The sequence below is a fragment of the Bacillus sp. FSL K6-0042 genome (genome assembly GCF_038006685.1).
In the GTDB taxonomy this organism is placed as follows: Bacteria; Bacillota; Bacilli; order Bacillales; family Bacillaceae_G; genus Bacillus_A; species Bacillus_A pseudomycoides.
Genome location: NZ_JBBOVS010000001.1, coordinates 2,900,708 through 2,927,500 on the forward strand (window position 1 = coordinate 2,900,708; position 26,793 = coordinate 2,927,500).

Annotated in this window: 20 protein-coding genes, 3 rRNA genes and 1 riboswitch (1 of these 24 running past the window's edge); of the genes, 4 read left to right on the forward strand and 19 right to left on the reverse strand. The window is 39.6% G+C overall.

The genetic code is table 11. From position 1 onward, the window contains the following. Positions 1 to 446 precede the first annotated feature (446 nt). The 3 genes from MHH45_RS14785 (at position 447) to MHH45_RS14795 (ending at position 2,228) form a co-directional block, all read left to right on the forward strand. On the forward strand, positions 447 to 827 hold the full coding sequence (locus MHH45_RS14785) for a YgaP family membrane protein (protein ID WP_016132278.1): 381 nt from the start codon (positions 447 to 449) through the stop codon (positions 825 to 827). A gap of 375 nt (positions 828 to 1,202) precedes the next feature. Next, a complete protein-coding gene (locus tag MHH45_RS14790; protein WP_016132277.1) occupies positions 1,203 to 2,048 on the forward strand; it encodes an SPFH domain-containing protein in 846 nt (281 codons plus the stop codon). Between the two features lie 15 nt (positions 2,049 to 2,063). Next, complete coding sequence (locus tag MHH45_RS14795) at positions 2,064 to 2,228, forward strand: toxin-antitoxin system HicB family antitoxin (RefSeq protein WP_016132276.1); 165 nt, start codon at positions 2,064 to 2,066, stop codon at positions 2,226 to 2,228. A gap of 61 nt (positions 2,229 to 2,289) precedes the next feature. Here MHH45_RS14795 and MHH45_RS14800 read toward each other — a convergent pair whose 3' ends face one another. The 4 genes from MHH45_RS14800 to MHH45_RS14815 all read right to left on the reverse strand — a co-directional run bounded on the left by MHH45_RS14800 (position 2,290) and on the right by MHH45_RS14815 (position 7,769). Beyond that, entirely contained in the window at positions 2,290 to 3,774 is a 1,485-nt protein-coding gene (locus MHH45_RS14800; protein ID WP_088094314.1) for an amino acid permease, read from the reverse strand. Between the two features lie 198 nt (positions 3,775 to 3,972). Continuing rightward, positions 3,973 to 5,544 (reverse strand): aminomethyl-transferring glycine dehydrogenase subunit GcvPB, encoded by a 1,572-nt coding sequence (gene gcvPB, locus MHH45_RS14805; protein ID WP_016132500.1) that lies wholly within the window; start codon positions 5,542 to 5,544, stop codon positions 3,973 to 3,975. A 29-nt stretch (positions 5,545 to 5,573) separates the two neighbouring features. After that, a complete protein-coding gene (gcvPA, locus tag MHH45_RS14810) occupies positions 5,574 to 6,962 on the reverse strand; it encodes an aminomethyl-transferring glycine dehydrogenase subunit GcvPA (protein ID WP_088094313.1) in 1,389 nt (462 codons plus the stop codon). A gap of 30 nt (positions 6,963 to 6,992) precedes the next feature. After that, a complete protein-coding gene (locus tag MHH45_RS14815) occupies positions 6,993 to 7,769 on the reverse strand; it encodes an SDR family NAD(P)-dependent oxidoreductase (RefSeq protein ID WP_016132272.1) in 777 nt (258 codons plus the stop codon). 187 nt (positions 7,770 to 7,956) lie between these two features. On the opposite strand from MHH45_RS14815, the gene MHH45_RS14820 reads away from it, so the two are divergent. After that, positions 7,957 to 9,363: a sigma-54 interaction domain-containing protein gene (locus MHH45_RS14820; RefSeq protein ID WP_088094312.1), complete on the forward strand. Its 1,407-nt coding sequence runs from the start codon at positions 7,957 to 7,959 to the stop codon at positions 9,361 to 9,363. Positions 9,364 to 9,446: 83 nt separating this feature from the next. Here MHH45_RS14820 and purD read toward each other — a convergent pair whose 3' ends face one another. From purD to MHH45_RS14900, 15 genes are all read right to left on the reverse strand, one after another. Then, positions 9,447 to 10,712 carry a phosphoribosylamine--glycine ligase gene (gene purD / locus MHH45_RS14825; RefSeq protein WP_016132270.1) on the reverse strand — a complete coding sequence of 422 codons (1,266 nt, stop codon included), beginning with the start codon at positions 10,710 to 10,712 and terminating at the stop codon, positions 9,447 to 9,449. A gap of 275 nt (positions 10,713 to 10,987) precedes the next feature. Further along, positions 10,988 to 12,523: a bifunctional phosphoribosylaminoimidazolecarboxamide formyltransferase/IMP cyclohydrolase gene (gene purH, locus MHH45_RS14830; protein WP_016132497.1), complete on the reverse strand. Its 1,536-nt coding sequence runs from the start codon at positions 12,521 to 12,523 to the stop codon at positions 10,988 to 10,990. Between the two features lie 24 nt (positions 12,524 to 12,547). After that, positions 12,548 to 13,135 carry a phosphoribosylglycinamide formyltransferase gene (purN, locus tag MHH45_RS14835; protein WP_016132268.1) on the reverse strand — a complete coding sequence of 196 codons (588 nt, stop codon included), beginning with the start codon at positions 13,133 to 13,135 and terminating at the stop codon, positions 12,548 to 12,550. Further along, entirely contained in the window at positions 13,132 to 14,172 is a 1,041-nt protein-coding gene (purM, locus tag MHH45_RS14840; RefSeq protein WP_077295398.1) for a phosphoribosylformylglycinamidine cyclo-ligase, read from the reverse strand. Before purM ends, purN begins: the two co-directional genes overlap by 4 nt. Positions 14,173 to 14,288: 116 nt before the next feature. Next, positions 14,289 to 15,704 (reverse strand): amidophosphoribosyltransferase, encoded by a 1,416-nt coding sequence (purF, locus tag MHH45_RS14845; protein ID WP_016132266.1) that lies wholly within the window; start codon positions 15,702 to 15,704, stop codon positions 14,289 to 14,291. After that, positions 15,689 to 17,908 carry a phosphoribosylformylglycinamidine synthase II gene (purL, locus tag MHH45_RS14850; protein ID WP_016132495.1) on the reverse strand — a complete coding sequence of 740 codons (2,220 nt, stop codon included), beginning with the start codon at positions 17,906 to 17,908 and terminating at the stop codon, positions 15,689 to 15,691. Before purL ends, purF begins: the two co-directional genes overlap by 16 nt. Then, positions 17,892 to 18,575: a phosphoribosylformylglycinamidine synthase subunit PurQ gene (gene purQ / locus MHH45_RS14855; RefSeq protein WP_088094311.1), complete on the reverse strand. Its 684-nt coding sequence runs from the start codon at positions 18,573 to 18,575 to the stop codon at positions 17,892 to 17,894. The genes purL and purQ overlap by 17 nt, the downstream gene beginning before the upstream one ends. Beyond that, entirely contained in the window at positions 18,572 to 18,826 is a 255-nt protein-coding gene (gene purS, locus MHH45_RS14860; protein ID WP_016132263.1) for a phosphoribosylformylglycinamidine synthase subunit PurS, read from the reverse strand. Before purS ends, purQ begins: the two co-directional genes overlap by 4 nt. Next, the gene (gene purC / locus MHH45_RS14865; RefSeq protein WP_016132262.1) at positions 18,819 to 19,538 is read right to left on the reverse strand and encodes a phosphoribosylaminoimidazolesuccinocarboxamide synthase; all 720 of its coding nucleotides are present in this window, start codon (positions 19,536 to 19,538) and stop codon (positions 18,819 to 18,821) included. Before purC ends, purS begins: the two co-directional genes overlap by 8 nt. Before the next feature lie 89 nt (positions 19,539 to 19,627). Beyond that, positions 19,628 to 20,929, reverse strand: a complete 1,302-nt coding sequence (purB, locus tag MHH45_RS14870; RefSeq protein WP_016132492.1) for an adenylosuccinate lyase — start codon at positions 20,927 to 20,929, stop codon at positions 19,628 to 19,630. After that, positions 20,926 to 22,077, reverse strand: a complete 1,152-nt coding sequence (purK, locus tag MHH45_RS14875; protein ID WP_016132491.1) for a 5-(carboxyamino)imidazole ribonucleotide synthase — start codon at positions 22,075 to 22,077, stop codon at positions 20,926 to 20,928. The genes purB and purK overlap by 4 nt, the downstream gene beginning before the upstream one ends. Beyond that, positions 22,074 to 22,559 carry a 5-(carboxyamino)imidazole ribonucleotide mutase gene (gene purE / locus MHH45_RS14880; RefSeq protein ID WP_000839362.1) on the reverse strand — a complete coding sequence of 162 codons (486 nt, stop codon included), beginning with the start codon at positions 22,557 to 22,559 and terminating at the stop codon, positions 22,074 to 22,076. The genes purK and purE overlap by 4 nt, the downstream gene beginning before the upstream one ends. 110 nt (positions 22,560 to 22,669) lie before the next feature. Next, positions 22,670 to 22,771, reverse strand: a riboswitch (purine riboswitch). 707 nt (positions 22,772 to 23,478) lie between these two features. Next, a 5S ribosomal RNA gene (gene rrf / locus MHH45_RS14890) occupies positions 23,479 to 23,594 on the reverse strand. Positions 23,595 to 23,644: 50 nt separating this feature from the next. Beyond that, positions 23,645 to 26,566 (reverse strand): 23S ribosomal RNA (locus tag MHH45_RS14895). A 145-nt stretch (positions 26,567 to 26,711) separates the two neighbouring features. Continuing rightward, positions 26,712 to 26,793 (reverse strand): 16S ribosomal RNA (locus MHH45_RS14900); it runs 1,470 nt beyond the window's last position. The 16S, 23S and 5S rRNA genes sit together here, the layout of an rRNA operon.

A 26,793-nucleotide genomic window follows, 5' to 3' on the forward strand; every position in this document is an offset into this window, starting at 1 on the left:
CTATTCGAGGCGCTGCAGCCAGGAGGATACGGAGTATAGCTTATACTACATGAGTACCGGACTGGCACAGCAGCGAAGAAATGCGAAGGTTATCTTGACCGGACTTTTTAAACTTCCTTTTACAATACACGTTTAAAAAGGAGAATCTAGAGAACCGAGCAGTTCAAGGCGCTGCAGCCAGGAGGATACGGAGTGTAGCTTATACTACATGAGTACCGGACTGGCACAGCAACGAAGAAATGCGAAGGTTATCTTGACCGGACTTTTTAAACTTCCTTTTATGCATTCTTACATTATAACAAAAAAAGACACCTATACACACGTCCAATCCAACATCTTTTTCACCGTCAAATGTTGGATTACATATCGCAAAACTTACGTGGAATAATAACAACTGAAATAGTGTTTGCTATTTCTAAGCTGATGAAGAAGGAGTGTTTTCTTTGATGAAGCAAAACATCGGCATAATGAATGCTTTAATCCGAATTACATTCGGTTTGGTCGTACTAAGTTGTAGCACAGCTAAACTCACACGTAAACCATGGTGCACTTGGTCAAAGGTTTTGCTGTGGCTTAGTGCAATGAAAATTGCAGAAGGAATCTTGCGTTTCTGTCCTATTACTGAAGCATGTAAATTCGGAAAATATATAAACATGGGGGCCTTTAAAATACCTAGCATGGATTTTAATAAAAAAGGACATGCTAAACAAGAAGAAGTAAGTCACACTTCCAGTCCTGACAAACCAGGATCAAAAGGAAGTTATGATGCTTCTGACAAAGAGATTGAGTCAGCGATTGAAGAAGCAATCCTGGCGAAACCGCTTTGAATCAGTTGTCACAATGCAAGATGCTCTCAAAGGGACTTAGCTGCTGCAGTGGGCGGCTAAGTCTTCTTTATTTTATCACAAAACAGAACTAATGTTCTTTTTGTTTTATTTCCCCTAAGAGATTCCATTGAACTACCCCCACCTAATCTCTTTGCTTTTGCTGAATTCTGAGGTGGAGGTCTTACTGCCCGATAATGCGGGATAAATAACTGTAGCTATATATTAATTTGAGATGTATCGCGCCGCACACCTAAAAAACTAATTTCCCCGTTCTTCTAAGAATCATTTTTATTTTTTTCAGAAAATTAGACTTTCCTCCCTTGCATTCGATGATATAAAAATGATATCATTTTTATATCAGAAGGAGGCGATTATATGAGAGAAAAACAAGTGTTTTATGTAAATGGTTTTCTAGGTATTATTGGTCTTTTAGCTTTAGCCGGTATCGGTGTGTTTTGCCTCGTACAAGAAATATTTGTAGTAGCTGTACTTTGTCTAATTTTAGCTGCGATTCTTGCCACCGGTATTGGGATTGTCCAACCAAATCAAGCAAAAGTGATTACGTTTTTTGGGAACTATTTAGGAACAATCCGTCAAAATGGATTATTTTTAACAATTCCATTCGCACTTCGTCAAACTGTTTCTCTTCGCGTTGAAAACTTTAATAGTAAAAAACTAAAGGTAAATGATGTAGAAGGGAACCCGATTGAAATTGCAGCTGTTGTCGTTTATAAAGTTGTCGATTCAGCAAAAGCGATTTTTGGGGTTGAACATTATGATCAATTCGTCGAAATTCAAAGTGAGACAGCAATTCGCCACGTTGCAACGAAGTATCCGTATGATAATTTTCAAGATGATAATTGCATCACACTACGTGGAAATGCCGAAGAAATCTCTGAGGAACTAAGACGTGAATTAGAAGCGCGCTTAAATATTGCTGGTGTAGAAGTACTAGAAACTCGTTTAACACATTTGGCTTATGCAACAGAAATTGCACATGCGATGCTTCAGCGTCAACAAGCGAAAGCTGTTCTAGCAGCACGAAAAGAGATTGTCGAAGGTGCTGTGAAAATGGCGAAAGATTCGATTCATATGTTAGATGAAGAAGGCGTACTCGATTTAGATGATGAGCGTAAAGCAAACATGGTTAACAACTTATTGGTTGCCATCGTTTCAGATAAAGGTGCACAACCAGTTATTAATACAGGAAGTCTATATTAAAGGTTGTATGTAATTATGGCCAAAAAGAAAAGCTTTCCATTACGTATTGATCCTGAATTGCACGCAGTCATCGAAAAATGGGCGGATGATGAATTTCGCAGCGTCAACGCACACATCGAATATTTACTTCGAGAAATAGCAAAGCAAAAAGGAAAACTAAAAAAAGAGAAAGAGTCTTAAATTTATGTTAAATGGCTCTCTTCCCTACACAAAAACACACCCGCGTTCAGCGGGTGTGTTTTCACAAATCATCTCGACTAAAGTCACACTCTTTTAACGGGACAACCTGCGTCTTTTTAATAAACTTATAACCTAACCAAAGAATAAGAAACACTGGCACACTAATATACGATACAAGCATTCCATACCAGTTAATCTCCCCTCCAGAAACCACTTCACTTCCTTGTCCAATAATAACAATGATGCATAATACTAACGTAAACAACGGACCAAAGGGATACCATTTCGCCTTAAATTTGAGTTCATTTAGGTCTCTCCCTTGCACCACGTATGCTTTACGAAATCTATAATGACAGATTGCGATTCCAATCCATGTTAAAAATCCCGTTAACCCCGTCATATTAAGCAACCATATATAAACAACGCCATCGCCAATGAACGATGATAAAAAGACAAGTAATCCAAAAATAATATTAGCATACAAAGCATAGGTAGGGACCCCTCTTCTATTTACCTTGCGCAAAATTTTAGGCGCTTTTCCTTCTTGTGCAAGAGCCCAAAGCATGCGAGTAGAAGCATACATAGAAGAATTGCAAGCTGAAAGCACAGAGGTTAAAATAACAGCATTCATTAATGATGCCGCAAATGCAAGTCCAGCTTTTTGAAAAACTAAAGTAAATGGGCTAATAGAAATATGATCCACATCCGATTTAAGAAGACTCGGATCTGTATATGGAATAATAATCCCGATTACGGCTATAGCCAACACATAAAAAATTAACACCCTCCAAAAAACACTACGAATTGCCCGAGGAACATTCCGCTCTGGATCCTCACTTTCACCAGAAGCAATACCAACCATTTCTGTACCTTGAAAGGAGAAACCTGCAATCATGAAAACACCAACTATAGCCAAAAATCCTCCTTTGAAGGGAGCCTCACCTATCGTAAGATTATGAAACCCTACTGCCGGGCTAAAGAATATACCAAGTATCATGAAAATACCAATCACTAAAAATAGAATAATTGTAACGACCTTAATACCAGCAAACCAAAATTCCGATTCACCATACCCTCTAACAGATAGTACATTTAATAAAAATATAAGTGTCAAAAAAAGCATCCCCCATAGAACATCCGAGGATTCTGGTAACCAGTATTTCATAACCAAGGCACCTGCTGCCAACTCAGCTGGAATGGTTGTAGCCCAGCTTAGCCAATAATTCCAACCAAGTGTAAATCCAAATGCTGGATCAACAAACCGAGTTCCATATGTTTCAAATGAACCTGACGTTGGAAGATATGTTGCCATTTCACCAAGACTTGTCATCAAAAAATAAACCATACATCCGATAGCAAGGTACGCAACAAATGCTCCTCCCGGTCCCGCTTGACTAATCGTAGCACCGCTTGCAACAAATAACCCCGTACCAATTGCACCACCAATTGCAATCATAGATATATGTCGTGGCCTTAAGCCACGATTCAACTTCCCATCTATAGTAGATGGTGTTCCAATATTTGATTTTGTCTCTAAATTATCCATCATCTCACCTCTCTCTTTGCAACTTTCCTAAAAAATAACCGATTCACTCTATGCAAAATCAAGTGATTCGTTTCAAAATATACAATGTCCTCTCTTTCCTGCTCTGAATATTCAGACTATTAAACCCACAATAATAGAATTACTATGTTATAGAACGAAAGGCAATCAAAAACAATTCTGATTGCCTTCCCATTTCATTCAAATCAATTCTAGTAACTGCACCTTCTTCTGATACGCTCTCCATGTAATACACCATTTTTTCGGATTATCGAGAAAATCCTGTTCATCTAATTTGTGAATCGTACTATTTTGTGGAGCGTTTTGAATGACTTTGGGATTTTCATAGGCTTCCTTAGAAATTTGTTCAAGGGCTGCTATATACTCATCTAAGTCAGTCTTAGAATAGCTCTCAGTCGGTTCAAGCGTGAACGGCTGGGGTACGATATATGGATGGTGACTCGTCCAATAGTGCAAGCCGAAATCCGTCATTCTTCTTTGGACATCCTCTGTTGTAATACCTGTTTCATTTTTCATCTCTTCCCAGCTATAGCGAACTTGCTCAAGGCGCTGTCCTTTTACATATGGAGCACTTGCACCACGAATCTTTTGTACTTTGTGATACATATAATTGTTATTTAATACAGCTGTTTTCGCCACTTCTTTTAATCCTTCTGGACCAAGGGCACGAATCCATGCATAAGACCTGAGAATTGTTTGTGCTACCCCATGAAAAGCGCGCACTTTTCCAATGGAATGTTTCAGGTCATTGTTTAAATAATATTTTCCTTCATCGCATTCCACAATTGGCCCAGGTAAATATTCTTTTAGCTCTTTTCTCACTCCAAGTGCACCCGTCGCTGGCCCACCACACATATGCGGAGCAGCAAATGTTTTGTGAAGGTTAAAAAAACACATATCAAATCCTGCTTCTTTCGCTCTAGTAATTCCAAGGAGACCATTGGCATTTGCCTGATCATAGTAACAAATCCCACCAGCTTCATGTACGACCTTTGTAAATTCTTTAATTTTCGAATTAAAAATCCCTGTATCTTCAGGATTTGCAACAACAAATCCCGCTGTCCGCTCTGAAACAACTGCCTTTAATTTTTCTATGTCAGGGAATCCATCTTTATCGGGATGAAGCGTAATGATTTTAAAGCCTTTAACAGCTGCTGTAGCCGCTTGTGAAGGATGAGAAAAAATAGTTGTAATAATTTCATTACGTTTTTCCCCTTCTCCGCGAGATTCATGATATTTTCTTACGATAGAAGCCATAGCAAATAATGCTTGCGTACCGCCACTCGGTTGGAATGAAAAATGATCCATACCAGAGATTTCTCTCATGCAAAGATCCAATTTGTATATGATTTCTAACATCCCTTGAACAGTGCTTATATCTTGAAGAGGATGCAGTTCCATTATTTTAGGATTTCGTACTAACAATTCATTAATTTTAGGAATATATTTCATTGTACAAGTACCTTGCCCAATTTCAACGTTAAAATCTGACCCTAACGTCTCTTGCGAAAGTCTCACATAATGCCTTAACACACGCGCCTGACCGATTTCTGGAAGTTTCGGTCTTTCTTTTCTATACATAGAATTAGGAATCTGCGAAACCCCATCTCCAACTTCCTTCACAATCGTTTGATCAACTAATGGAACCTCTACTCCTCTTTCTCCTTGCTGGTGAAGTTCAAAAATAATTGGTTCATTCCATTTTGCTTGATGAAAGTCACGAACTTTACTATTCCTTTTAATTTTTTTCATGAGTCAATTCTCCTTTCTGTCCATCTATTTTAATTCGTCACAACTTCCTGAAGAGCATCAATTAACCGATCAAGGTCTTCCTTCGTATGGACTTCTGTAACGCAATATAAAGCACATTGGCCAAATATAGGAAACTCTTTTGAAATATCCTTTCCTCCAAATATCTGCTTTTCTAATAATTTTTTATTTATGGTTTCTACCGATAAACCAGTTTCATTAAAATCGACAAGAAATTCTTTGAAAAATGGAGAACTTAATCTTGAACCTCTCACTCCAGGAATTTTGTTCAGTTGTTTTACTGCATATTGACTATTTTGCATAATGGTTTGACCTAATTCATACATACCATTCGGTCCAAGTAACGATAAATAAACCCCAGCTGTAATTCCCCATAACGCAGTTTGTGTACCAACTGATTCTTTTCCTTTTTCACGAAGGGCAAAAGATGTCCGATCATAAGCCACATCGCCAAAGCCATACTCCCCTTCTTTTACTGTTGGCACAATTCCAAATAGACGTGAAGGATATTCATTAATAAACTTTTCTTCATCCCTTGTAGCAATGAATCCCGCTTGCCCTCCGCTATAGTTCATATGCATACCAAGCGGCTGCAAATCACCACAAACAATATCCGCTTGATAGTGACTTGGCGGCGCCAACACTCCAAGTGAAATTGGATCAACACCAACTACTACTAGTGCATCATTCTGCTTCGCAATTTCCGCAATTTCCATACCTTGTGATTCAATAAACCCTAAATAGGAAGGATTTTCAAAATAAATGGCTGCCACATTAGAAGAAATCTTATTCTTTAAATCTTCTAAATCTAGAAGACCATTCTCAGCATCATAACTAACAAAAACAAATTCAAGATCTGGGGAGCCATAATTTTGAATAATTTTCATTCTTTCAGGTGATACGGTTTGCGCTACTAATACCTCTGTTCTTTTTGTTATACGAGCAGCCATCCGAATCGCTGTAGCTGCTGCTTGCCCCCAATCAAACGTCGGTACATTTACAACATCCATATCAACAAGTTCAGCTACTAGACTTTGATATTCAAATAACGCTTGGAATCTACCATGATCCTCGTAAGGTTCACCGGCATATGCCGTCAGAAATTCCGATCTTTGATTCACTTCATCGCAAACTGCTGGTACAAAATGCTGCCAGCAACCTGCTCCTAGAAAGTTTAGATATTCACTTGTACTCGTGTTCTTACACAATATTCCTTCAATGAGGCGACGCAATTCGTATTCTGTAAGCGCCTTTGGTATGTTCATTTCCTCTTTCAACTTTAGTTCATCTGGTATACAAGCGTATAATTCCATCACTGATTCAGCGCCTATTTCTTTTAACATCTCTTCCTTTACTTCAGGTACCATATTTGGAATGTAAGGATGTACCTTTTTCGTCATCTTAATACCCCCTTATTAAAATTCTTTCAATTATGCTAAACCTCCACCATCAACAACAAGTTCTGTTCCTGTCACCCAAGATGACAAATCGCTAGCTAAAAATAAAACACCTTTTGCGATATCACGAGGCGTACCAATTCTTGATAGAGGCCGATCTGTTGCTGACTCTTTCAAAAATGTTCCCTCTTCCACATTTAATTGCTTCGCCTCGTCACGTAGTAACTGTGTATCTGTATCACCAGGACATATACAATTCACTCTAATATTTTGCGGACCATGATCAATTGCCATCGCCTTCGTTAAGTTCACAACCCCGGCCTTCGCAGCACAATAAGCAGCTGCTTTATCGCCTCCTTTTAGCCCCCATCCGGAACCTGTGTTGATAATGCTCCCACCTTGCTTTTCAGCCATAATTGGAATGATATATTTAGATAAAAGATATACACCTTTTAATGAAACATTAATAACTGAATCCCATTCCCTTTCCTCTAATTCAACAACTGTTTTTCTTCTAATAATTCCCGCATTGTTAAACAACACATCTACATTTCCATATACCTGCCTAATACGTTCACTGACATTCTTACAATCTAACTCACTTGTTACATCGCACTTCAAAAACTCTGCTCGCTGTCCATCATCTCGTAAACTCTGTGCGGCCTGCATACCTTTTTCTTCATCAATATCTAAAAGAATAACGGTAGCCCCTACTTCAGCAAAAATTGTTGCAGTCGCATACCCAATTCCTGATGCCGCCCCAGTTACAACCGCCACTTTATCCTTTAATTGAAAATAATCTCTTTCCATAAAAAGCCTCCTTTATTTGCATCTGCTTTTTATTAAGCAAAAATCATGCCAATGTTATTGCATAGAAAATCCTTATCATAGCAAGCAATCTTAGTACGATTGTTTGACATTTTTGACAAACGTTTGACACTTTTGTATTTTTCAGAATTATCATACAATGGTTATATAATAGAGAGGAGGTTCTAAATTGTCTACAATCACAGCAATCACAAAAATTATTTATACCTTTTCCGAACTCTTACAAATAGAAATTGCCTATTTCAACCATGAAGGGCTATTAGTTTCTTCAACGGAAGAATATAAAAAGAAAAAAGGAGAACGTGTCTACCTCCCCTTTTTCCAAAAACTATACGAGCATCCCATTACCTTTGTACATAAGCCAGGACATATGAATATGTGTCATGGTTGTCACTTTCAAAAGAGCTGTCCATCAACTGCAGAAATTATACAAAATATGATTCAAAATGAACGCCACTATGGCTATCTTTCATTCGTTAGTTTTTCCAAAGATAAGCAACAAAAATTACTCGATCAGCAAAAAGACTTTATCTATTGGATGGAAAAATTAAAAGAAATTATTACTGAGATTATCCATGAAATGAATTATTCTACTTCCAAAATAGGAACAAAATTAAAACAAACTGAATATATCCTTGGAAACAGCTATACATTACAAAACATAAAAGAAATCTTAAAAAATATGAAAAGTAGTACTTCCTCTATCGTGATTACAGGAGAAACCGGGACGGGGAAAAGCTTAATGGCAAAACTAATTCATGAACAAAGCATGTTCCAAAGGGGAGATTTCATTGAAATAAATTGTGCTAGTATTCCTGAATCGTTATTCGAGAGTGAACTCTTCGGCTATGAGGAAGGCGCATTTACGGGAGCAAGAAAAAAAGGAAAACCAGGTTACTTTGAAATGGCTGATCGAGGAACACTATTTTTAGATGAAATTGCCGATCTCCCTCTCCATTTACAACCAAAACTATTGAAAGTGCTGCAAGATGGTGTTGTACAAAGAATTGGTGGAACACTTCCTAAAAAAGTGAATATCCGGATTATCGCTGCATCTAATCAATCATTAGAAAAATTGATGGAATCTAAACAATTCCGTTCCGATCTTTACTACAGACTAAATGTTATTCCTATCCATTTGCCACCATTAAGAGAGCGAAAAGAAGACTTAAAAAAACTAGTTCCCTTCTTAATTGAAAAATTACAAACAAGAACAGGAAGATTCATTCAAACTCATACAGATGATTTTTTAGAAAAGTTAAAGCAATATCACTGGCCCGGGAACATTCGTGAGCTAGAGAATGTTTTAGAATATAGCATGAATATGGAGAAAAGCGGCCAATTAACTGAATCATCACTACCAGCATTTCTTCAAAATAATTCGGATTTGCTGCGTTCATCCACAAAACAACATGGTGCATTACAAGAGGCTGAAAAAGAAAGCATTATTCAAAAACTTCATGACTATGGTTATGATTATGAAGGAAAAAAACAAGCCGCTGCTGCTTTAGGAGTAAGTGTACGAACGCTATACAGAAAAATGGAGAAACTCGGAATATCTGAGTCAACTAGATAATATACTACTTTTATTATTAGAACTTGCTTTTTTCATAAAAACTATTAAACCAAAAAAGAAGCTAACATAAAACATGTTAGCTTCTAGCAATCGACCTTTTCAATTGCGCGATATCCGATATCACTTCGATAAAATAAACCATCACTCTCGATTTTTTCTATCTCTTTATATACTTTATCCTTCGCTTCTTGTAAGTTTTTTTCCTTACAAGCAACAAATAGTACACGACCACCGTTTGTTACGAAATCTCCATGCTTCATAGCTGTACCTGCGTGAAAAACAATTGCATCTTCTAATGTATCTAATCCGCGAATAATAGCGCCTTTTTCATATGCTTCCGGATATCCGTTTGAAGCAAGTACGACACCAATAACCGCTTCTTCGGACCATTTAAGTACTAATTTTTCTCCATCTAAAACGCTATTACATACATCAACTAAATCATTGTCTAAACGAGGCAGTACAACCTCTGTTTCCGGATCTCCAAAACGAGCATTAAACTCAATTACTTTTGGGCCTTCGTTTGTTAAAATAAGGCCTGCATATAAAATACCTGTAAATGAACGACCTTCTTTGATCATCGCCTGAGCGGTTGGATGTAAAACCGTTTCAATCGCTACTTCAACCGCTGATTCTGGAATTTGTGGTACTGGAGAATATGCACCCATTCCTCCTGTATTCGGTCCTTTATCACCATCAAAAGCGCGTTTATGATCTTGTGCAATTACCATTGGATAAACAGTTGTTCCATTTACGAATGCCATTAAAGAGAATTCCTGTCCATCTAAAAACTCTTCAATAACAACCTTTTTACTTGCTTCACCAAATTTCACATCTTGCAGCATTTCTTTTACAGCTTGTAATGCCTCTTCTAACGTCATTGCCACTGTTACACCTTTACCAGCTGCTAAACCGTCCGCTTTAATAACAATTGGTGCACCAATTTTTTGAATATACGCTACTGCTTCCTCATAATTCGTGAACGTTTCATATGCTGCTGTTGGAATATCGTACTTTTTCATCAATTCTTTTGTAAAAGCTTTACTGCCCTCAATCACGGCCGCTGCTTTATTCGGACCAAAAACACGAAGTCCTTCTGCCTCAAAACGATCGACAATCCCATTCATAAGCGGAATTTCGGGACCGACGAATGTTAAACCTATATTGTTCTCTTTCGCAAACAGAACAAGTGTATCAAAATCATTTTCATCAATAGCAACTGGCGTTGCCACATCTCTCATACCTTCATTTCCTGGTGCTACATATACCTTTTCCACTTGCTCAGACTGTGCAAACTTCCAAGCTAAAGCATGCTCACGTCCACCGCGGCCAATTACTAAAACATTCATATGTCATCCTCCATTATTCAAATAAGTACAAACCAGGAGCAATGCCCCTAGTTTGTTTCTACTCGTTCATGCTCAAAAAGAAGATTATCTTGACCGGACTTTTTGAACTTCTTCTGACAATATAAGTTTAAAAAGGAGGATCAAGAGAACCGAGCAGTTCGAGGCGCAGCTGCCAGGAGGACACGGAGTGTAGCTGACACTACATGAGTACCGGACTGGCAATGCAACGAAGAAATGCGAAGGTTATCTTGACCGGACTTTTTAAACTTCCTCTATTAATGTTTGAAATGACGTACGCCAGTGAACACCATCGCAATGCCAAACTCATCAGCTTTTTTAATAGAATCTTCATCACGAATCGATCCGCCTGGTTGAATGATTGCTGTAATCCCTGCTTTAGCGGCCTCTTCTACTGTATCTGGCATTGGGAAAAACGCATCAGATGCAAGCGCACTACCTTGTGCTTTATCAGCAGCTTGTGTAATAGCAATTTTCGCTGAGCCAACGCGGTTCATTTGTCCGGCTCCAACTCCAATTGTCATATTATCTTTTGCTAAAACAATTGCATTTGATTTTACGTGTTTGACAACTTTCCAAGCTAGTTTTAAATCGGCCCATTCTTGCTCTGTTGGTTCACGTTTTGTTGGAACTGTAATTGTATCTTCATCTAGCGCTAGCGTATCTTCTTCTTGAACAAGAAGGCCACCTTGTACAGAAGTTAATTTTTTACTTGCATTTACTGCTTTTTCAATATTTACAGTTAAAAGGCGTAAGTTTTTCTTACTTTGCAACACTTCTAATGCTTCCTCTGAGAAGGAAGGTGCAATAATAATTTCTAAGAAAATTTCATGTAATTTTTCTGCTGTAGCTTTATCAATTTCACGATTCGCTGCAATAATGCCGCCAAAGATCGATACTGGATCTGCTTCGTAAGCACGTGTATATGCTTCATGAATATCAGTACCAACACCAACTCCGCATGGGTTCATATGTTTTACTGCTACCACTGCTGGTTCTGTAAATTCTTTCACGATGCTAAGCGCTGCATCTGCGTCATTGATATTGTTGTAAGATAGCTCTTTTCCATGTAACTGCTCTGCATATGCAACAGAAGACGTTGCTGCAAATGGTGCTTTATAGAATGTTGCTTTTTGATGCGGGTTTTCTCCGTAACGTAAATCTTGTTTTTTCTCGAATGTTACTGTTAATGTTTCTGGGCTTTCTTCTCCCATTTGTTCAGTTAAATAGTTTGAAATTAATGCATCATATGCCGCTGTATGACGGAATACTTTTGCTGCTAATTTACGTTTTGTTTCGTCTGTAACTTCACCGTTTTCTTTTAACTCAGCTAGTACAACATCATAATCTGTTGGATCAACGATTACTGATACAAATTTATGATTTTTCGCAGCTGAACGAATCATTGTTGGACCACCGATATCAATATTTTCAATTGCATCAGCAAATGTCACATCAAGTTTAGCAACTGTTTCTTTAAATGGATATAAGTTTACAACAACAAAATCTATTGGCTCAATACCTAATTCATTCATTTGCGCTACATGAGTTTCATTGTCACGTACTGCAAGTAAACCACCATGGATGTTTGGATGTAATGTTTTCACACGTCCATCCATAATTTCTGGGAAACCTGTTACTTCAGAAATCCCGATGACTTGTAAGCCGTTTTCTTCTAATAATTTTTTCGTTCCGCCTGTTGAAATAACTTCAATCCCTTGTTCAAGTAATCCTTTAACAAATTCTACAACGCCTGTTTTATTCGAAACACTTACTAATGCACGCTTTTTCATTTATCCTTCACCCCTAGTTGAATGTTATTTAACAGTTGGCTCTTCTATAAATTGAACGATTTCGTTCACCGTATCTACGTACAATCTATGTTCAACTTGCTGAATTTTCTTTTGTAAACTCTCTCTCGTATCCGTTTCAGAAACTGTTACTGCTTCTTGTGCGATAATTGGTCCTGTATCCATCCCTGCATCTACATAATGAATTGTCACACCAGTTACTTTCACACCCGCTTCTAATGCTTGACCAACAGCATCTTTCCCTGGAAAACTCGGTAATAATGATGGATGAATGTTAATGATTTTCCCACCATAGGCTTCTAATAATGTTGGCCCGATAAGACGCATATATCCTGCCAAAATAACACAATCAATCTCGTATTCTCGCAGTTTTTTTAATATCCCATTTTCAAATGCTTCTTTTGATTCATATTCTTTCGCTGAAAAAGCAAAGCATGGAACATGATGATAATGCGCTCGTCCGATAACACGTGCCTCGGGTTGATCACATACTAGCAAACTAATTTCAGCATGTAATCTTTTTTCTTCCACTGCATTAATTAGTGCTTGGAAGTTAGAGCCGCTCCCAGAGGCAAAGACTGCCAATCTACTCATAGTTCTGCGCCTCCATTAAAAGTAACACCTGATCCTTTTACAGTACGTCCAATAATATGTGCTTTTTCTCCTTGTTCTGCAAGAAGTTGAACAACAGCTTTTGCATCTTCTTCTTTTACTGCAACTACCATACCAATACCCATGTTAAAAATATTGAACATTTCTTTTTCTTCTAATTTTCCAACCTCTTGAAGTAAGCTGAAAATCGGTTGAATTTGCCAAGAACCTAGTTCAATTTCTGCACCGATTCCTTCCGGCAACATACGTGGAATATTTTCAATAAAGCCGCCACCTGTAATATGTGCCATGCCATACACTTCATACTTTTTCAATAGTTCTAAAATAGGTTTGACATAAATTTTCGTTGGTTTTAATAGTTCTTCACCAAGAGGTAGTTCTAAGCGACCATGTATACGATCTAAAGATAGCTGTCCGTCTTCCAATAACACTTTTCGTACTAAAGAATACCCGTTACTATGAATACCACTAGATGCTAAACCAATTAATACATGACCAGCTTCAATAGACTGACCTGTTACAATTTTCTTTTTATCAACAATTCCAACAGTAAAACCAGCTAAGTCATACTCTTCAGTGGAATACATACCTGGCATCTCAGCTGTCTCTCCACCAATTAATGCACAACTCGCTTGGCGACAACCTTCTGATATACCTTTGACGATGTTTTCAATTTTACTAGGTTCTGCTTTACCGCAAGCAATGTAATCAAGGAAGAAAAGCGGTTCTGCCCCTTGGACAACAATATCATTTACACACATCGCTACTGCATCAATACCAATTGTGTCATGTTTATCCATCATAAAAGCGAGCATCAATTTTGTACCCACGCCGTCTGTTCCAGATACTAATACAGGTTCTTCTAATGCAAATTTTGATAGATCAAACATACCTCCAAAACCGCCAAGACCGCCTAGTACTTCTTTTCTCATTGTTGTTTGTACGTGTTTTTTCATGCGAGATACCGCTTCATATCCAGCTTCAATATCTACTCCTGCTTGCTTATATGCATTCGCCATCGTTTTTTACACCTCGTCTTTTAATTTCTCCCACCCAAGCGGGCACTCTCTTTATAGAGTATGTTTTAGGAAAAAGCTAGCTTCTACTTAAAATGAAGTAGAAGCTTCTCGCCTTTTTATTTCATACTTTCTAAAAGCTCTTGCTCATAATCATAAAGAGCTGTTGGATAATCTCCATTAAAGTAAGCCATACATAAGCCGCCGTATTTCCCTTCATATGGACGTCCAATTGCATCTACTAAGCCATCTTCACTTAAAAATGTTAAAGAATCTGCACCGATGATTTGACGTATTTCTTCTACAGAGTTATTTGCTGCAATTAATTCTTTTCTCGTTTGAATATCAATTCCATAGAAACATGGGTACTTAAGTGGCGGAGAAGCAATTCTCACATGTACTTCTGTCGCTCCTGCCTCACGAAGCATGCGCACAATACGTTTACTTGTTGTTCCTCGTACAATGGAATCGTCAATCATTACAACACGCTTTCCTTCAACCACGCCTCGTACTGCTGAAAGCTTCATTTTTACCCCTTGCTCACGCAATTCTTGAGAAGGTTGGATAAAGGTACGACCAACGTAACGATTTTTAATTAATCCTAATTCGTATGGAATTCCTGTTGCTTCTGCATAACCGATCGCTGCCGAAATACTAGAGTCTGGAACACCTGTTACAATATCTGCTTCAATTGGAGCTTCCGTCGCTAAACGTTTTCCCATATTTTTACGTGCTGCATGAACGTTAATGCCAGCAATATTAGAATCTGGACGAGCAAAGTAAATGTATTCCATACTACAAATTGCATGGTCTACTTCGTTTGTAAAACGATCTACTTGAATACCCTCGTCATTAATGATAAGTAGTTCTCCAGGTTCTACATCACGAATGTATGTTGCACCAACTACATCAAAAGCACATGTTTCAGATGCTACGACATACGCATCCCCCATTTTCCCAATTGAAAGTGGCCGGAATCCATTCGGATCTAGTGCAACAATCATTTCGTTTCCTGTTAGTAAAAGATACGCAAATGCGCCTTTTACTTTGTTCAATGCATCTTTTACGCTCTCGATTAGTGAACCTTTTGTATTACGTTTAATTAAATGAAGCAGTACTTCTGTATCTGAACTTGTTTGAAAAATACTTCCTTCTGCCTCTAATTCACGGCGAAGCATTTTTGCGTTAATTAAATTTCCGTTGTGAGCTAACGCCATACTATGATCAGAGAAACGGAATAGTAATGGTTGCACATTTGCTACTTCACTTCCGCCTGCTGTCGCATAGCGCACGTGTCCAATTGCTGATTTTCCATTTAAGCCTTCTAGCTCACCTCTTGAAAACACTTCTGATACTAAACCTAACCCCTTATGGCCAACAATTTTCTCCCCGTTATTGACAACAATGCCCGCGCCTTCTTGCCCACGGTGCTGCAAACTATGCAATCCGTAGTACGTAACTTGTGCTGCATTTTCATGCCCCCAAATTCCGAAAACGCCACATTCTTCATTTAACCCCTTTATTTCAGCAAGCATGGGATTGCCCCTTTCCAAGCCTTTCTCATTTCATCAACATTTGCTGTAAGTAATACTTCATTTTCTTCATTGTGAATTGTTACTTCATTCGTATTTGTGACTTCCCCAACTTGAATTGCTTCTACTGATTTCTCAAATGCTTCTTGTTGTTCACGTTTTACTGTTATGACAAAGCGTGATTGTGATTCCGCGAATAATGCCGCTGTTGCTTCTCCACCTAATTTCACAGTAGCACCTAAGCCTTTAGCGCCAATTGCACTTTCAGCAATCGCAACCGCTAAACCACCTTCTGCAACATCATGTGCAGATTGTACAAGTCCTGCTTGAATAGCTTCTAGTAATTGTTTTTGGCGTTTTAATTCTACTTCTAAATCGATGCTTGGTGATTGACCAAAGATTTTACCGTATACCATCTTTTGCAATTCACTTCCACCAAACTCAGCTTTCGTTTCACCAATTACATAAATAAGATCGCCATCTTGCTTAAACTCTTGTGTTGTTACATGTTTTAAGTCATGAACAAGACCTACCATACCAACAGTCGGTGTTGGATATACAGCTTCACCACTACGTTCATTGTACATTGATACGTTTCCGCCGATAACTGGAGTTTGTAATGTGCGACAAGCTTCACTCATACCATCTACTGACTTCTCAATTTGCCAGAAAATCTCTGGTTTTTCTGGGTTACCAAAGTTCAAGCAATCTGTAATTGCAAGTGGTTCTCCACCAGAACATACGATATTACGTGCTGCTTCTGCTACTGCAATTTTACCGCCCATTTCAGGATCTAAGTAAATGTAGCGAGAGTTACAGTCTGTTGTCATTGCTAATGCTTTCTCTGTACCACGTACACGTACAACTGCCGCATCTGATCCTGGTGTAACAACTGTACTTGTGCGTACTTGATAATCGTACTGATCATATACCCACTCTTTACTTGCAATCGTTGGTTGTTGTAATAGAGCTAGTAATGTCTCTCTATAGTTATCTACTTTCGGCGTTTCCATCTTCATTTCTTGGAACTCTTTAAAGTACGTTGCCTCTTTTGAAGGCTTATGATAAATTGGTGCTTCTTCTGCTAATGCATCCGCTGGTACTTCCGCTACCATTTCACCTTTATGGAATAATCGAAGCATTTTATCTTCAGTTACTTTCCCCATCGTAACTGCCGCAAGTCCGTACTTTTCAAATAAATCTACAATTTCTTGTTCTCTACCTTTTTTCACCACAATCAACATACGTTCTTGTGATTCAGATAACATCATTTCGTATGGTGTCATACCTGTTTCACGTTGTGGTACATCGTCTAAGTACATTTCAATACCCATTCCTGCTTTACTTGCCATTTCTGCAGAAGATGATGTTAAACCAGCTGCTCCCATATCTTGAATTCCGACAAGAGCATCAGATTGGATTAGCTCTAGGCATGCTTCAATAAGAAGTTTCTCCATAAATGGATCGCCTACTTGTACTGCTGGACGTTTCGCTTCTGAACTCTCAGATAATTCTTCTGATGCGAAAGTTGCACCGTGAATGCCATCACGTCCTGTTGAAGCACCTACGTACATCACTGTATTACCAGCACCATGCGCCTGCCCTTTTTTAATATCTTCATGATTAATTAAACCAACGCACATTGCATTTACAAGTGGGTTTCCTTCGTAACACGGATCAAACTGTACTTCTCCGCCCACAGTTGGAATACCGATGCAGTTACCGTATCCTGCAATCCCTGCAACTACTTCTTCAAATAAATATTTTACGCGTGGTGATTGTAGTTCACCGAAGCGAAGTGAGTTTAATAATGCTACTGGACGTGCTCCCATAGAGAATACATCGCGAATAATACCACCAACACCCGTTGCCGCACCTTGATATGGCTCAATTGCTGAAGGGTGATTATGGCTTTCCATTTTAAATACAACCGCTTGGTTATCACCGATATCTACAATCCCTGCACCTTCACCAGGTCCTTGTAGTACACGCTCTCCTGTTGTTGGGAACTTACGAAGAACTGGTTTTGAGTTTTTATAACTACAGTGCTCTGACCACATAACAGAGAATAGTCCTGTTTCTGTGTAGTTCGGCAAACGACCTAAAATCTTTTCAACCATGGCAAACTCTTCGTCTGTTAGCCCCATTTCCGCATATATACGTTCTTCTTTAATTTGTGTTGGATTTGGTTCAAGCATTAACGACATATGTTTCCCTCCAATGTTTCAAAATAGATTGAAAGACTTTTAACCCTTCAGCGCCGCCAAGCAATTCACTCACAGCACGCTCTGGATGTGGCATCATGCCAAGTACATTTTCTTTTTCATTTACAATACCTGCAATATCTGAAACGCTTCCGTTTGGATTGTCTACATAACGGAATGCAATTTGGTTCTTTTCTTCTAATTCTTTAAGAGTTGCTTCATCGCAGTAGTAATTTCCTTCACCATGTGCAATTGGAATATTGATTACTGCACCTTTTTCATATTGCGATGTAAACATCGTTTCGTTATTTTCAACACGTAACTGAACAGTACGGCACATAAACTTTAAGTTTTCATTTCGCATTAGTGCACCTGGTAACAATCCTGACTCAACTAAAATTTGGAATCCATTACATACGCCTAAAATCGGCTTTCCTTGCTCAGCTGCTTTTTGTACAGCCTTCATTGCATTGGCGAAGCGAGAAATAGCACCACAGCGAAGGTAATCACCGTAAGAGAAGCCTCCTGGTAAAAGAATTGCATCATATTCATCTAAATTCTCTGCATCATGCCAAACGTAGTCTACCTCTTCGCCAAGCTCATCTTTAATTGCATGAAACATATCAACATCACAGTTCGAACCTGGAAAAACGATTACGGCAAATTTCACTGTGCGACAACCTCCTCAACTTCGTAACGATAATCTTCCATTACAACGTTTGCTAATAGTTTTTCACACATTTCTTTTACCTTGCTATCCAGATCAGTTACTGATTTATCGATTGTTAACTCCATATATTTACCAATGCGGACATCTTGTACTTCTGTAAAGGAAAGACTGTGAAGAGCACCTTTCACTGCTGTTCCTTGTGGATCTAATACGCTCTCTCTTAATGTTACATATACCTTAACTTTATACATGTGAAGCTCCCCCTAAACGTTTTAAAATTTCTTCATATGCCTCTGTTAAATTACCTAAATCACGGCGGAATACATCTTTATCAAATTTCTCATTACTCTCTTTATCCCATAAACGGCAAGTATCTGGTGAAATTTCATCCGCTAATACGATTTCGCCTTCTTCTGTTAGCCCAAACTCTAATTTAAAATCTACTAATCTTACACGACAGCTTGCGAAGTGCTCAATCAATACTTGATTGATTTGTAGAGCTTTTTCTCTTAATGTACTTACTTGCTCTGGCGTTGCAACGTTTAACACACGGATATGATCTTCTGTTACAAGCGGATCTCCTAAATCATCATCTTTGTAGTAAAATTCTACGATTGGTGCTACAAGTGCAGTTCCTTCTTCCATTCCTAATCGCTTTGAAAGACTTCCTGCAATTACGTTTCTTGTGACAACCTCTAATGGAATAATGCTTACCTTTTTCACAAGTTGTTCTGTGTCTGACAGCTTCTCAACAAAATGTGTTTTGATTCCCACTTCTTGTAACTTTCTGAATAAAAGAGTTGTAATCTCATTGTTCAGACGACCTTTTCCTGTAATTGTCGCTTTTTTCTCCCCATTGAAAGCAGTAGCACTATCTTTGTACTCTACCCAAACCATATCTGCTGCTTCTGTACGATAAATTCTTTTTGCCTTACCTTCATACAGCAATTCTAGCTTTTGCATTTCGCAAGCCCCCTGTAGTTTGAAAAATATGAATATTTTTTTTATAAAGAATGGCACAGAATCACTCTATTCTGTGCCATATAAAATTATCAGTTTAATCCAAGACGTTCAAAAATTGTATCAACATGTTGTAAGTGATGCTCGTAGTTAAAGCATTCGTTGATTTCTTCTTGTGTTAATTTGCTTGTAATACGCCCATCAGCTTCTACAAGCTCTTTAAATTGTACTTGTGTCTCCCAAGCTTCCATCGCTTTAGGCTGTACGATATCGTAAGCTTCTTCACGTACCATACCTTTGTCGATTAGCGTAAGCATTACGCGTTGAGAGTAAATTAAACCGTATGTTCTTTGCATATTACGCTTCATGTTCTCTGGGAATACCGTTAAGTTTTTCACGATATTACCAAAGCGATTTAACATGTAGTTTAATGCGATTGTTGCATCTGGTAAGATAATACGTTCTGCAGAAGAATGTGAGATATCACGTTCATGCCATAATGGAACATTCTCGTAAGATGTCATCATATAACCACGGATAACACGAGCTAAACCAGTCATATTTTCAGAACCGATTGGATTTCGTTTATGTGGCATTGCAGAAGAACCTTTTTGCCCTTTCGCAAATGCCTCTTCCACTTCACGTGTTTCACTCTTTTGTAAACCACGAATTTCGACTGCCATTTTCTCAATAGATGTTGCGATTAATGCAAGTGTTGACATGTAATGTGCATGACGATCACGTTGCAATGTTTGTGTTGAAATCGGAGCTGCTTCTAGCCCTAAGTTTTCACAAACATATTTTTCTACGAATGGATTAATGTTCGCGTATGTACCAACTGCACCAGACAATTTACCAACGCGAACTGTATCAGCTGCTTGTTTGAAACGGTCTAAGTTACGTTTCATTTCTTCATACCAAAGACCAAGTTTTAAACCAAATGTTGTTGGTTCTGCATGAACACCGTGTGTTCTTCCCATCATAATTGTGTACTTATGCTCTTTTGCTTTGTTAGCTAAAATAGTAATGAAATTTTCTAAGTCGTTTAGTAGAATTTCATTTGCTTGTTTTAAGATATAAGATAAAGCTGTATCTACTACGTCTGTAGATGTTAAACCGTAATGTACCCATTTGCGTTCTTCACCTAATGCTGGTGTTTCTGATACAGCACGAGTGAAAGCAACTACATCATGACGTGTTTCTTTTTCAATCTCATAAATACGCTCCATATCGAATGCTGCATGTTCACGAATTTTTTTCACATCTTCTTTTGGGATATCACCAAGTTCGGCCCATGCTTCACATGCTAAAATCTCAACTTCTAACCACGCTTTAAATTTGTTCTCTTCTGTCCAAATCGCACCCATTTCAGGGCGTGTATAACGACTAATCATTTTTTTCCCTCCAACAGTTGTTCTTGATGGTCCCAAATATGCAATTCTTGCGCTTTGTCTAAAGCATCTTCAACATTTTCATTTAAAATATTTACATGCCCCATTTTACGCTGCAGCTTTGCTTCTTCTTTTCCATACAAGTGTAAATAGCACCCGGTTAATCTATTCACTTGCTTTAGGACCCCTTCTATATGTTCGCCTAAAATGTTTACCATGACAACTGGTTTTAACAAAATTGTTTCTCCAAGAGGTAAATTACAGATTGCTCGAATATGTTGCCCAAATTGACTTATTTCACATGCATCCAGTGTATAATGTCCAGAATTGTGAGGTCTTGGTGCTAATTCATTAATATAAATCTCACCATCTGCCGTAGCAAACATCTCTACCGCTAGTGTTCCCACAAGCTGCAGTTCATCCGCTAGTACCTGTGCATATTCAATTCCTTTTTGTGAAAGCTCTTCTGTAATACGAGCTGGTACGATGGATTCATGTAAGATGTTATTAACGTGAATATTTTCAGCTACTGGAAATACCTTCGTTTCACCACTTACGCTACGAGTTACAATAACTGATATTTCTTTTTCAAATGGCACCCATTTTTCAAGAATACATTCAGCTTGACTGGCAAGCTCCCTTGCTCTTACAACATCCGTCTCACTTCTTAAAACAACTTGCCCTTTTCCGTCATATCCTCCTGTTGTTGTTTTTAACACACAAGGAAAGGAAAGTTCCGTAATTGCTTCTAAAAGTTCATCTTGCTTCTTCACAAGTCTATATGGTGCTACTGGTAAACCAGCCTTTACGATTGCATTCTTTTCTGTAAAACGATTTTGCGTTTTGTTTAATAACTGACTGCCTTGTGGTAAATACGCATGTTTTTCAAGCCATTGTAAACATCTATAATCAATATTCTCAAATTCATATGTGATAACATCGCTTATTTCCGCTAAATGCTGAATCGCTTTCAAATCATCGTAAGATGCAACAATTTCGATATCAGCAACTTGTGCACATGGTGAATGTTTTGCCGGATCTAATACAGCAATTTTATAACCCATTTCCTTCGCTGCTAGCGCCATCATTCTTCCAAGCTGGCCACCGCCAATAATTCCAATTGTTTTTCCCGGTAAAATGATTCTTGTCATATCAGTTCACTACCTTCACGCACATTTTTCTCAATTGCTTCTCGTCTGAGTTCTAATGCGTCATGTATGTCATCATGAAATGATCCAAGTATTTGTGCTGCAAGTAGTCCTGCGTTTGTTGAACCAGCCTTACCAATCGCAACAGTCGCAACTGGAACCCCTCCTGGCATTTGAACGATAGACAGTAAAGAATCTAAACCATTTAACGCTTTTGATTGAACAGGAACACCGATTACAGGAAGATTTGTCTTCGCTGCAACCATCCCTGGTAAATGAGCGGCTCCCCCAGCTCCAGCAATAATAACCTTTAATCCACGTTCACGAGCTGTTTCTGCATATTCAAACATATAATCTGGAGTCCGATGAGCGGATACAACTTTTTTCTCATACGGAATGTGTAATTCATCTAAAATGTCACAAGCATATTTCATTGTTTCCCAGTCTGACGTGCTTCCCATTATGACTCCAACTAGTGATTTCATATTAGAATCCCCCCGATTCAAATAAAAAAAGCCTGAAATAGAACAGTTTCTCTTTTACTATGAGAGAAAGCGCTCTACTCAGGCATACGTATCCCTTGTGAATAGAAAAATACCGAGTGACTTTCCCCCATAGTCTAACGAATAACGGTCGTTAGGTAGAGACTTGCAGGCCATATCCCCGCGATTATATGAGGTGCGATATAATATTGTTTCTATGGATATATTAACAACATTTCATAAGCCATGTCAACAAATAATCGAATGTTTTTTTGTTAGTTATTGATATCGTTCGTGTTTTAGTTATATTCAAAAGAAGAAGTGAAAATATATGCAAGTGGGAAAGGGAATTAGGATAGGCGTATAAGATGCAATCATATGAAGATCTAGCCATGTAGCGATAAAATACCTTAACCAGGATTTAATCGAATTTCATTTTCTAAATTTATCACAATAACAGTTATGTATTTTCAAATTCATACTATGTATAACCTTAGCATAAGAAGAAGTAATCAAATTAAGGTTCAAGTAATATCATTTTTTGTATATTTAAGTGAAGCTCATGATACTATTACTATAAGTTCACACTAATTTATAGGTGGATTAATTATGCAGAACCTTAATGTATGGTCATATTTATTTTTTTCATCGCAGTAACTGGTGCAATTATTGATTCTTCCTTTATAACATCTCACTTTTTCTACTATCATTACTTCAAACCTATACTGCTTGTAGAAATAATTAGTCCATTATCGGAATTATTCTAAGTTCGTTCGGAAAACCTGGAAAACCAAAACAAATCGCTATTATTTTAAACAGCCTCTTCTTTTTTCTTTTTTAGCATTGCTAAATTTATGGATTACTACATTTGGCAAATAAAAATATATACAAAAAAACCTAAGTCGAAACGACTTAGGTTTTTGCTTGGCGACGTCCTACTCTCACAGGGACAAGGTCCCAACTACCATCGGCGCTAGAGAGCTTAACTTCCGTGTTCGGTATGGGAACGGGTGTGACCTCTCTGCCATCATCACCAAACTATTGAAGGCATATTCCTTCAAAACTAGATAACATTTGCTTCATATTATATGGTTAAGTCCTCGATCTATTAGTATTCGTCAGCTCCACATGTCACCATGCTTCCACCTCGAACCTATCAACCTGATCATCTTTCAGGGATCTTACTAGCTTACGCTATGGGAAATCTCATCTTGAGGGGGGCTTCATGCTTAGATGCTTTCAGCACTTATCCCTTCCGCACATAGCTACCCAGCTATGCCCTTGGCAGAACAACTGGTACACCAGCGGTGCGTCCATCCCGGTCCTCTCGTACTAAGGACAGCTCCTCTCAAATTTCCTACGCCCACGACGGATAGGGACCGAACTGTCTCACGACGTTCTGAACCCAGCTCGCGTACCGCTTTAATGGGCGAACAGCCCAACCCTTGGGACCGACTACAGCCCCAGGATGCGATGAGCCGACATCGAGGTGCCAAACCTCCCCGTCGATGTGGACTCTTGGGGGAGATAAGCCTGTTATCCCCGGGGTAGCTTTTATCCGTTGAGCGATGGCCCTTCCATGCGGAACCACCGGATCACTAAGCCCGACTTTCGTCCCTGCTCGACTTGTAGGTCTCGCAGTCAAGCTCCCTTATGCCTTTGCACTCTACGAATGATTTCCAACCATTCTGAGGGAACCTTTGGGCGCCTCCGTTACACTTTAGGAGGCGACCGCCCCAGTCAAACTGCCCACCTGACACTGTCTCCCGGGTCGATAAGACCCGTAGGTTAGAATTTCAATACAGTCAGGGCGGTATCCCACCAGCGCCTCCACCGAAGCTAGCGCTCCGGCTTCAAAGGCTCCCGCCTATCCTGTACAAACTGTACCAAAATTCAATATCAGGCTACAGTAAAGCTCCACGGGGTCTTTCCGTCCTGTCGCGGGTAACCTGCATCTTCACAGGTACTATAATTTCACCGAGTCTCTGGTTGAGACAGTGCCCAAATCGTTACACCTTTCGTGCGGGTCGGAACTTACCCGACAAGGAATTTCGCTACCTTAGGACCGTTATAGTTACGGCCGCCGTTTACTGGGGCTTCAGTTCAGAGCTTCGCTTACGCTAACCCCTCTCCTTAACCTTCCAGCACCGGGCAGGTGTCAGCCCCTATACTTCGCCTTACGGCTTCGCAGAGACCTGTGTTTTTGCTAAACAGTCGCTTGGGCCTATTCACTGCGGCTTTCCGTTAAGAAAGCACCCCTTCTCCCGAAGTTACGGGGTCATTTTGCCGAGTTCCTTAACCAGAGTTCTCTCGCACACCTTAGGATTCTCTCCTCGCCTACCTGTGTCGGTTTGCGGTACAGGCACCTTTTATCTCGCTAGAAGCTTTTCTTGGCAGCGGGGAATCAAAGACTTCGCTCCATAAGGAGCTTCCCCATCACAGCTCAGCCTTCACGATAAGCGGATTTGCCTACTTATCAGCCTAACTGCTTGGACGTGCACAACCAATCGCACGCTTCTTCTATCCTTCTGCGTCCCTCCATTGCTCAAACGATAAAGAGGTGGTACAGGAATATCAACCTGTTGTCCATCGCCTACGCCTGTCGGCCTCGGCTTAGGTCCTGACTAACCCTGAGCGGACGAGCCTTCCTCAGGAAACCTTAGGCATTCGGTGGACGGGATTCTCACCCGTCTTTCGCTACTCATACCGGCATTCTCACTTCTAAGCGCTCCACCAGTCCTTACGGTCTGACTTCACTGCCCTTAGAACGCTCCCCTACCACTGATACCATAGGTATCAATTCGCAGCTTCGGTGGTGTATTTAGCCCCGGTACATTTTCGGCGCAGAGTCACTCGACTAGTGAGCTATTACGCACTCTTTAAATGGTGGCTGCTTCTAAGCCAACATCCTAGTTGTCTAAGCAACTCCACATCCTTTTCCACTTAATACACACTTTGGGACCTTAGCTGGCGATCTGGGCTGTTTCCCTCTTGACTACGGATCTTATCACTCGCAGTCTGACTCCTAAGGATAAGTCATTGGCATTCGGAGTTTGACTGAATTCGGTAATCCGATGAGGACCCCTAGTTCAATCAGTGCTCTACCTCCAAGACTCTTACACTTAAGGCTAGCCCTAAAGCTATTTCGGGGAGAACCAGCTATCTCCAGGTTCGATTGGAATTTCTCCGCTACCCACACCTCATCCCCGCACTTTTCAACGTGCGTGGGTTCGGGCCTCCATTCAGTGTTACCTGAACTTCACCCTGGACATGGGTAGATCACCTGGTTTCGGGTCTACGACCACGTACTAAACGCCCTATTCAGACTCGCTTTCGCTACGGCTCCGCCTCTTCAGCTTAACCTCGCACGGGATCGTAACTCGCCGGTTCATTCTACAAAAGGCACGCCATCACCCATTAACGGGCTCTGACTATTTGTAGGCACACGGTTTCAGGATCTCTTTCACTCCCCTTCCGGGGTGCTTTTCACCTTTCCCTCACGGTACTGGTTCACTATCGATCACTAGGTAGTATTTAGCCTTGGGAGATGGTCCTCCCAGATTCCGACGGAATTTCACGTGTTCCGCCGTACTCAGGATACATTCAAGAGAGAACGAAGTTTCGACTACGGGGTTGTTACCCTCTGTGACGAGCCTTTCCAGGCTGCTTCGTCTACCTCGTTCCTTTGTAACTCCGTATAGAATGTCCTACAACCCCAAGAGGCAAGCCTCTTGGTTTGGGCTAGATTCCGTTTCGCTCGCCGCTACTCAGGAAATCGCATTTGCTTTCTCTTCCTCCAGGTACTTAGATGTTTCAGTTCCCTGGGTCTGTCTTCCATACCCTATGTATTCAGGTAAGGATACCATACCATTACGTATGGTGGGTTTCCCCATTCGGAAATCTTCGGATCAAAGCTTACTTACAGCTCCCCGAAGCATATCGGCGTTAGTCCCGTCCTTCATCGACTCCTAGTGTCAAGGCATCCACCGTGCGCCCTTTCTAACTTAACCAAACTAAAATTAAAAAATATGAGCTACACTGTTATCTAGTTTTCAAAGAACATACATTTATTTCTGAGAGATAGTTCTCTCAAAACTGAACAAAACGAAACACGGAAACTTATATTGATGAACAGCGTTCATCAATTCTCCATAGAAAGGAGGTGATCCAGCCGCACCTTCCGATACGGCTACCTTGTTACGACTTCACCCCAATCATCTGTCCCACCTTAGGCGGC

Coding starts and splice junctions, on each gene's coding strand:
- purS (WP_016132263.1), bottom strand. CDS start 18,826: ATGTATAAAGTTAAGGTATATGTAACATTAAGAGAGAGCGTATTAGAT.
- gcvPA (WP_088094313.1), bottom strand. CDS start 6,962: ATGACGAAAAAGGTACATCCTTACATTCCAAATATGGTACCTGAAGTA.
- gcvPB (WP_016132500.1), bottom strand. CDS start 5,544: ATGAAAAAAATTAAAAGGAATAGTAAAGTTCGTGACTTTCATCAAGCA.
- MHH45_RS14800 (WP_088094314.1), bottom strand. CDS start 3,774: ATGGATAATTTAGAGACAAAATCAAATATTGGAACACCATCTACTATA.
- purN (WP_016132268.1), bottom strand. CDS start 13,135: ATGAGTAGATTGGCAGTCTTTGCCTCTGGGAGCGGCTCTAACTTCCAA.
- purB (WP_016132492.1), bottom strand. CDS start 20,929: ATGATTAGTCGTTATACACGCCCTGAAATGGGTGCGATTTGGACAGAA.
- purD (WP_016132270.1), bottom strand. CDS start 10,712: ATGAATGTTTTAGTAATTGGCCGCGGTGGACGTGAGCATGCTTTAGCT.
- purH (WP_016132497.1), bottom strand. CDS start 12,523: ATGAAAAAGCGTGCATTAGTAAGTGTTTCGAATAAAACAGGCGTTGTA.
- purF (WP_016132266.1), bottom strand. CDS start 15,704: ATGCTTGCTGAAATAAAGGGGTTAAATGAAGAATGTGGCGTTTTCGGA.
- MHH45_RS14815 (WP_016132272.1), bottom strand. CDS start 7,769: ATGGAAAGAGATTATTTTCAATTAAAGGATAAAGTGGCGGTTGTAACT.
- purE (WP_000839362.1), bottom strand. CDS start 22,559: ATGAAATCACTAGTTGGAGTCATAATGGGAAGCACGTCAGACTGGGAA.
- MHH45_RS14790 (WP_016132277.1), top strand. CDS start 1,203: ATGAGAGAAAAACAAGTGTTTTATGTAAATGGTTTTCTAGGTATTATT.
- MHH45_RS14785 (WP_016132278.1), top strand. CDS start 447: ATGAAGCAAAACATCGGCATAATGAATGCTTTAATCCGAATTACATTC.
- purL (WP_016132495.1), bottom strand. CDS start 17,908: ATGTCGTTAATGCTTGAACCAAATCCAACACAAATTAAAGAAGAACGT.
- purK (WP_016132491.1), bottom strand. CDS start 22,077: ATGACAAGAATCATTTTACCGGGAAAAACAATTGGAATTATTGGCGGT.
- purC (WP_016132262.1), bottom strand. CDS start 19,538: ATGCAAAAGCTAGAATTGCTGTATGAAGGTAAGGCAAAAAGAATTTAT.
- MHH45_RS14795 (WP_016132276.1), top strand. CDS start 2,064: ATGGCCAAAAAGAAAAGCTTTCCATTACGTATTGATCCTGAATTGCAC.
- purM (WP_077295398.1), bottom strand. CDS start 14,172: ATGGCGAATGCATATAAGCAAGCAGGAGTAGATATTGAAGCTGGATAT.